The following is a 7,539-nucleotide window of genomic DNA, read 5'->3' as shown; positions in this document are numbered from 1 at the left end:
TATTCTACCAGATTTTTGGGTGTTTGTCGACTGCTCTTTCAGTATAACACTTCAGAATATCCCGTACCGATGATTCCGCACAGTTTCTGTTCCCCCGAACTAATGGCACATATTTTGTATGAAAAATTCGCAAAGGCAGTACCTCTTTACCGTCAGGAAAAGGATTTTGCCTCAAAAGGAATAAATCTGCTCAGAGCAACAATGTCAGACTGGGTGTGCATTGCGGCGGAGCAATGGTGTAAGCCGATAGTAAAGGAAATGCACAGAATGCTGGTCGCAGGCAGGATAATACATGCTGATGAAAGTGTACTTCAGGTACTGCATGAAGATGGCAGAAAAGCCACAGATGATTCAAGAATGTGGGTATACTGCAACGATAAAATGAATGACCGCAGCATAATAATATTTGAATATCAGCCTACAAGAGCCGGAATTCATCCAGCAAAATTCCTGAAAGGATATACAGGTTTTCTGATTTGTGACGGATATGATGCATACAATGCTGTCACCGGAGCCAGACGATGCGGCTGTCTTGCTCATGTAAGGAGGAAATTTGTAGAAGCCCTTCCAAAAGATAAATCTTTGTACGATACATCAGCCGCAGCAAAAGCAGTTGAGTTCTGCAACAGAATTTATCATGAGGAAAATCAGCTGAAAGAGCTGACAGCAAATGAAAGATATGAACAGCGTCTTGTGAAGGTAAAACCTTTATTGGAGGCTTTGTTCTCATGGCTTGAAGAACTTCCCATAGAAGGTAAAGGCAAACTTGTCAGAGCTATACAGTACGCATTGAACGAAAAGAAGTACCTTTTTACATTCCTGGAAGATGGCAATGTTCCCCTTGACAATAACCGTGCCGAAAACGCAATAAGACCGTTTGCCGTTGGCAGAAAGAATTGGCTTTTCAATAATACTGCAAAAGGTGCGGAATGGAGTTCGATTTTATTCTCAATAATTTCAACTGCACAGGCAAACGGAATTGATGCCGAAAAATACCTGTCTAATCTGTTTTCAAATCCGGCTGGTACTATACTGTTGCCATAGAATAATTGATAAAGTTTCCCCTCGCCAGTGGCGAGGGGAATTTTGTATTTTATGAGACGCTGTTTATTTGACGCTTACTTAGTACCTGTACCCATTTTGGCGGTTGAACCGAGCAGTACACGGATCTCTCCGCTGCGGACTTTGTTATTATTATTCTACCAGATTTTTGGGTGTATGTCGACTGCTCTTTCAGTATAACACTTCAGCATACCTCCGCCAGAGCTGTTTATGGGAGTATGGAGAAAGATATCTATAAAAAACAGGCACAGAGAATAATCTCCGTGCCTGTTGAGTTTGTGCAAGCTATGTCAAAGAAATGCTTATTCAACATAGACATAATCATTTTTATCAGAGTGTTTTTAATCTTGAATAATATGGACCTGTTTCAGGATAGTTTGTTTGCTTAGTTAATACATAGTAATACACAGGTGTAGATGCACTTTGAATAAGTGACCATTGATAAGAAGTTAATTGTATATAGTTATTACTTGTGTAAGCCGTCGAACAAATAGTATTATAATTACTATTCAAAAATACTACAGAAAAACTATTATTGGGATAAGATGTACTACCGCCCTGAGGTATCCATGAAAATGTAGGCGTATTAGTATTTAATCCTGTTGGATTATTTGGTTCAGCAGCTACATTATATCTGCTAAGTGTGCTACCTAAAGCTAATTTACCAGAGATTGGATTTGAAGACATATAATATGCTTTTATTAAATCCCATAAAGTTTTACAATGGTTGTTCTTTGTAAGATTCCATACAAAACTGTTTGAAAATGCGACGTTATCATCTTCTGCTGAATTGTACCCATCTGTCATATCATATAAAATAGCAATTACAGTTGCTTCATTAGCTTCACCAAGCCAATAATCCTCATCGAGATATTCCAATTCTATATCAATACCACAGCTTGCATCGTGATAAGCAGTATCCCCTACATAAGGAATATACAGTGAAGAAGCAGACATTTCTTTTTGAAGATTTAGAGCGAAATAGGTTGCCCATCCTTCACACCACGCTAATTTAACTCCATCATTTTTGGTTGGTCGAGTGTCTGCTAAGTTTTCCTCAAATGTGTGATCACCACCGATAAAAGTGGCACAATTATAACAGTACTCAACGTAATGACCGTATTCATGCTGAAGAGCATCCCATTCAAATTCATGTCCTTGTCTTATATATATTTTTGCAGGCGGATAGGTGAATAATGAGGTTGCGGAGTTATTTGGAAAATAAACATTTATAGGATTAAGGTCAGTCGAATCTAAATTTAAGATATATTGGTGAGCCATAGCCATTGCTTGCTGAATACTAAAAGATTTTCCCATATTAGTAGAATTAGGAGTTACGTAACTTAATTTCGTAAATCCATACATAGTAAATGGAGATGATTCGTATACATACACTTCATATGGACTTTCTGTATTGATTACTGACACATTACTTCCTTCAGCATATATTTTTATTTTCATATTCGGGTTGACTATTGATGTTGAATATGAAAAGGAATATCCTCCAGCAGAAGTGGTATAAGTCGAAGTAATACCAGTGCCTGATGAAGCATCACAAAGTTCAACTTTAACGTTATCCGCAGCATGAACTCCGCCGCTTCCATCAGTCCAACTTATGTATCCAGATACGGAATAAGAATATCTTGTTATTCCATCAGAATCTTCTATTATCTCAGGAGTGCTTCTTATTGTCTCGATATGCTCGCCTTGACGGTTAACTTCAAGAAGATGTTTCTTTAGATTTTCAGAGTAATTCTCTAAACAATCCAAGTATATTGTACTGACATAGTCGTAATCCGAATCATGATAGCAGTAAATAGTCTGTTCTAAACAGGTTTGAGCTACAACATCATCAGCAGTTGATGCTGACGGGCTTATTGCAAAACGGATATTACCGATTTCACATGAATCAAGAACTTTAAAGTCAATATCTACTACTGGAACGCCACTATTATTAGTTGTGTAGGTAGGTTCTTTTATGATGTCAACACCATCGTAAGAGGATAAAACTATCTCATAGGTGTCTACATCTAAAGAGGACTTGATTTCAAATTGCTTATGTATAATCGAACCGTGTGAATATTCTCTGTTTTCTTCATCTGTACAAAGCAGATATAGTGGGTTAACTGAGCAATAATGATTCTGCTGATTTTCGCCGATACAATTATTTAATTGTATTGAGTTGTTCTTTGATGCCACAACTGTGGGTAAATTGCTACTTGGCAGAAAAACAGCCATACCAAGTAAAACGGCGAATAATCTCTTTTTCATAGCGATACCTCCTAACAAAATAGTTTTCTTTTTGAATGTGAATAGTAATGTTTCTTATATAACTATCACCGCCTTTTCGACTATTATTTAGAATGTGAATTAACAAAGCTGTCTTGTTTCAGTGTCATTCCATTGCTGTATAAATCATAGCTTTCTTGGCTTTAATAGGAGCGTATAACTGTTGATATTTGCAGTATATCACAAGTATCTGATTTTGTCAATTGGAATTCGGTATTTTCTATAAATTAGTCAATGAGTGGTTTAAATAATGTGTCTTATTTGTTGCATAACACTTAAATGATAGTATCCTTTTCACCTGATACGACAAATTATTATATTGCACTTTTGCCCAATATAATGTCAAGTGACCTCAGTGCAAATACACTGAGGTCACTGTAAAATCGGAGCTACAAATACCTGTAAAGTTGCACTTAAAGGTGTTGTATCATCTGATTTGTCCCATTATATTTATTTGGCGGTATGCGATTCAAAGGATCACAGGCTCTTCAAAAGCTATACTGAAATAGGAAGCATTTTCAAGAGAGAGTTTTTCAAATTCAGCAGCGGTAATATACATCACAATATCATTCGTATCATCGATACACTCACTTCTGATGCCTTTTGCTTCAAGGATGTCAATTGTTTCGTCAATACAAGCTTGGTGGAAGGCTTCTACAGCCTCATCAAGTGCTGCTTTGTAACCGTTTTTAAGTTTTGTAAGATCAGCCTGTACTTGATCCTTCTGGAATTCGCCATCCACGATATACTTTGAAAGCAACTCTTCACCGAAATACTCCACATCACCGTCATAAGCTTCTTTAGTCCATTTTACGCCGTCAGGTGTACCTGTAATATATATTTCTTCGCCGTATTTTAGTAAATCACCGCGGTATATCAGGTTTTCCAACTTTGTAATATCTTCACCCATTGTATCGTTCGTGTACTCTTTCACTGTTCTTCCATTGTATACAAAGTCATCAATGCCAAGCTCATTGAGCGCAATTGAAACGGGAATAATCTCTGTCTCTGGGTCGTTAAGCGCTTCATACAGGTTATATGATATATTCTTATCATGCCATTTTCCTGTATATGTCTCAGGTGGTGTGATATCTCCTGTTCCTTTTGTCTGATAAGATTGCTCAGCGTCCTCAACGCTTATATTGCTTATGCCAACACCATCCTCACCGACATAGAAATACAGAATCTGACCGCCGCCTGAAGTGGACGGATGTTCAGGTAAAGTACCGTCATCGTTCAGGGAAACGTATTTGAACATAAACATGATACTACCGCTACTTTCTGCTGGATATTTGCTGAAATCCAGCTCGACAGTTTCGTGGTAATATGTCTCAATATCGTTATACTCTTTTCCGACGTTAAAGACATTCCTTTCTTCTCCTGTATACTCCTTTGCGTAACTTCCAACTTCGCCATTTACAGTCAGTCTTGTATCCTCGATCTGCGTCAAGTTGAAAATTTGTCCTTCACAAGGATAAATGCTGTAAACATACATAAAAGAGTTTCTTTCATAGCCTTGTGGTCTGTATATGCCTCGTCTTGCAACATCTACACTAAGCACTTTATCAGAAGGACAGAATGCCTTGCATTTCAGTGCAGTTCTGATTGCGGACATCGGCGCACTTACGCTTGAATTAGGATCAGGGTATCCAAAAAGTATCTCTCTAATCTCCGGATCATCCAGTTCAGGACTACCATTTAATTTTTCAATCAAAGCACGCTTCATTAAACAGAGGTCAAAGACATTGAGCATCTGGTCGTCGTAAAAATCCGCTGCCCTCCAGTTTGAGAGATCAGTATTCGGAACACCTAACAACCATTTCTGGAGCAATACAACATCTGCAACATTGAAAGAATCGTCATCATTTACATCGCCCATTGTAATCGGTACATCAGCTTCTTCGTCAGCGGCACTAACAACATTTACACTATTCAGTGTTGTCGTCGCAAGGCACATAGCTGAGATCAGCATAGACATAATCTTCTTTTTCATAAAATCACCTCATTTTTATTGTTTGATTTATATGTTCATATAAAAATATACCTATTTTTTCAGCTCCTTCCTGTCAATGATATAGTCATAGTCAGATAATTAGAAATTGCGTCTTCTACGCTGATGTTACTTATAGATGTCCCTTGTTCTCCAACATAGAAATACATGAACTGGTTGGCGCCCATAAACGATGGATGAATCGGATCTTTTGTATTTCGCTTCAAGAAAGAGAACTTGATACATCCAGAGTCACCTTGTTCATAATGCGAAAAATCTATCTCGGTTAATTCATGATGGTATAAATCATAATTTTCATATTGACCGTTAATATCAAAGAACTCAAATTCTTCTATTAAATACTCTCTTTTATATTCTTTATTTCCACCATTTATGATTATTTTATCATCTTCTATATTTTGGAAGTTTAGTGTATCACAAGCATAAACTTCATATACATAATCTACATTAGAATCACTGCTAACTGTTTTAAAACTTCCATCAGCCATTGCGACATCAACACCAAGTGTTTCGCCAAGCTCACAGAAGGACAAACACTTCATCACTATTCTTTTAGATGTTGAAGGGGCATATTGCCCACTGTTATCATCTTTATATCCGAACTTTATTTCGTGAATGTTCTCGTTAATTGTTGTTACTGTTGTGTCTTCAGTCGTCTGAACAAGTATAGTTGTTTGCCGTTCGTTATTCATGGATGTCTGAATAACAGGAGCAGTCGTAGAAGGTACTTGCGTTTCTATTGGTTTATCAGTATCCGGCTCTGTTACAATCGTAGACTCTGAATTAGTCGCAACCGTAGTGACTATTTCAGTTTGCGCGGTTTCTGTTGAAGCTGTCCGATCTGATTCTAAGCTTTGAACAGAAACTGTTGTAGTTACGGCTTCATTTATATCTTCTGTCTGAATCGGTGTATTGCTGGTTTCTGCTGTAGTAGTATCTGGAATTTCTATAGTTGGCTCTTCAATAATATTAGGCTGTACGGGGATATGCGGAAGATTTTTGAAGTGATCCCAATATCCAACACCTAACACAATAGTTAAGCAGAAACAAGCTAATACAGGTAATGTATGACGAATTATTCGGATATGCTTCTTTTTCTTTTCCAGATACTCGTCATATTTGGAGAGGACACTTTGATACATTTCATCATAATTCTTCATATTCAAAGCCCCTCCTTTCCAGCTCGTCTTTTAATGCTTTCTTGGAGTTGAATAGCAAATCTTTTATCTGCCTTTCGCTTTTATTCATAATCAAGGCGGCTTCTTCTTTGCTAAATCCTTCAAAATAGATCAGATACAGGATTTGCCGATATTCCAGTTTTAAACTATGTAAAGCCTGATGCACCAAACGCTTTTGTTCGCTTTTAATATAGTCTGTTTCAACGTTCTGTTCATCAGCAAGATACTCTTGCGATTCCAACGGAACGACACTGAGTTTTGCGAGTTTTCGGAGGTGTTTTGCGGTTATATTACGTCCGATTGCAAACAGCCACGTTTTGAACGAGCTTTTACCTGAAAACTTCGGACGTTTTATCATCAACTCTACAAATGTACTTTCCGCCATATCTTCTGCTGTATGAATATTCTGAACATAACTATTTAAATATAGTATCAAACCTGTCTGATAGGTACAGATAATCTCATACAGTCCCTCATTGTCGCCCGCAAGGAAACGGCGGTAGCTACTTTCGCCGTTATCCATGTGGGGATTCCTCCTCTCAAGGGTATTTTTTTACCCTTTCATTTATTAGTACCATTTTTCACGAAAATGGCGAAGTAAAATTTGAAAAAAATCAGTAATTCCGTCAAGTTTGTTAAGTCTGCACAAATATTATATCATAAAGTTAGCTGAATTGCAATAGAAAAAGCAGAGTAATCTATCGAATTTTGCTTACTCCGCTTTGAAAAATAATCAAATATAAAATTAAATATGAATTGTTCTATGCTTTTACGCCAGTTATGGCTTCAAATTCAGACTTGGTCATATGGGCTTCTTCGGTAGCTTGCTCAATCGTGAACATCTCTTTTACTTTCGAGAACTGAACAAATTTATTATCGGAACGGTACTACCTTCGGTTATTGTTGCTATTTTGATAACTTCCTTTATCAAAGAGGTCAGCCTTCTGCTGTTCGGTTTTCGCATCGTGGATATATGCGATCTCCTCCGCAGGGATACCC

Annotated in this window: 5 protein-coding genes; 1 reads left to right on the top strand and 4 read right to left on the bottom strand. The window is 37.4% G+C overall.

What is annotated here, in order from left to right; translation table 11 throughout:
- Window positions 1-1,044: IS66 family transposase (locus Q0R37_RS14515; RefSeq protein ID WP_294755288.1), on the top strand; the 1,044-nt coding region annotated here is incomplete at its 5' end.
- A 348-nt stretch (window positions 1,045-1,392) separates the two neighbouring features.
- On the opposite strand, the gene Q0R37_RS14510 is transcribed toward Q0R37_RS14515, so the two are convergent.
- The 4 genes from Q0R37_RS14510 to Q0R37_RS14495 form a co-directional block, all read right to left on the bottom strand.
- Entirely contained in the window at window positions 1,393-3,333 is a 1,941-nt protein-coding gene (locus Q0R37_RS14510) for a hypothetical protein (RefSeq protein WP_294755286.1), read from the bottom strand.
- 487 nt (window positions 3,334-3,820) lie between these two features.
- Entirely contained in the window at window positions 3,821-5,344 is a 1,524-nt protein-coding gene (locus tag Q0R37_RS14505; RefSeq protein ID WP_294755285.1) for a dockerin type I repeat-containing protein, read from the bottom strand.
- A 59-nt stretch (window positions 5,345-5,403) separates the two neighbouring features.
- Window positions 5,404-6,522 (bottom strand): hypothetical protein, encoded by a 1,119-nt coding sequence (locus Q0R37_RS14500; RefSeq protein WP_294755284.1) that lies wholly within the window; start codon window positions 6,520-6,522, stop codon window positions 5,404-5,406.
- Window positions 6,509-7,063: an RNA polymerase sigma factor gene (locus Q0R37_RS14495; RefSeq protein WP_294755283.1), complete on the bottom strand. Its 555-nt coding sequence runs from the start codon at window positions 7,061-7,063 to the stop codon at window positions 6,509-6,511. The genes Q0R37_RS14500 and Q0R37_RS14495 overlap by 14 nt, the downstream gene beginning before the upstream one ends.
- Window positions 7,064-7,539 lie beyond the last annotated feature (476 nt).

The sequence above is a fragment of the uncultured Ruminococcus sp. genome, assembly GCF_946415235.1.
Lineage (GTDB): Bacteria > Bacillota > Clostridia > Oscillospirales > Ruminococcaceae > Ruminococcus.
This window is presented reverse-complemented; position numbering and strand designations above follow the sequence as displayed.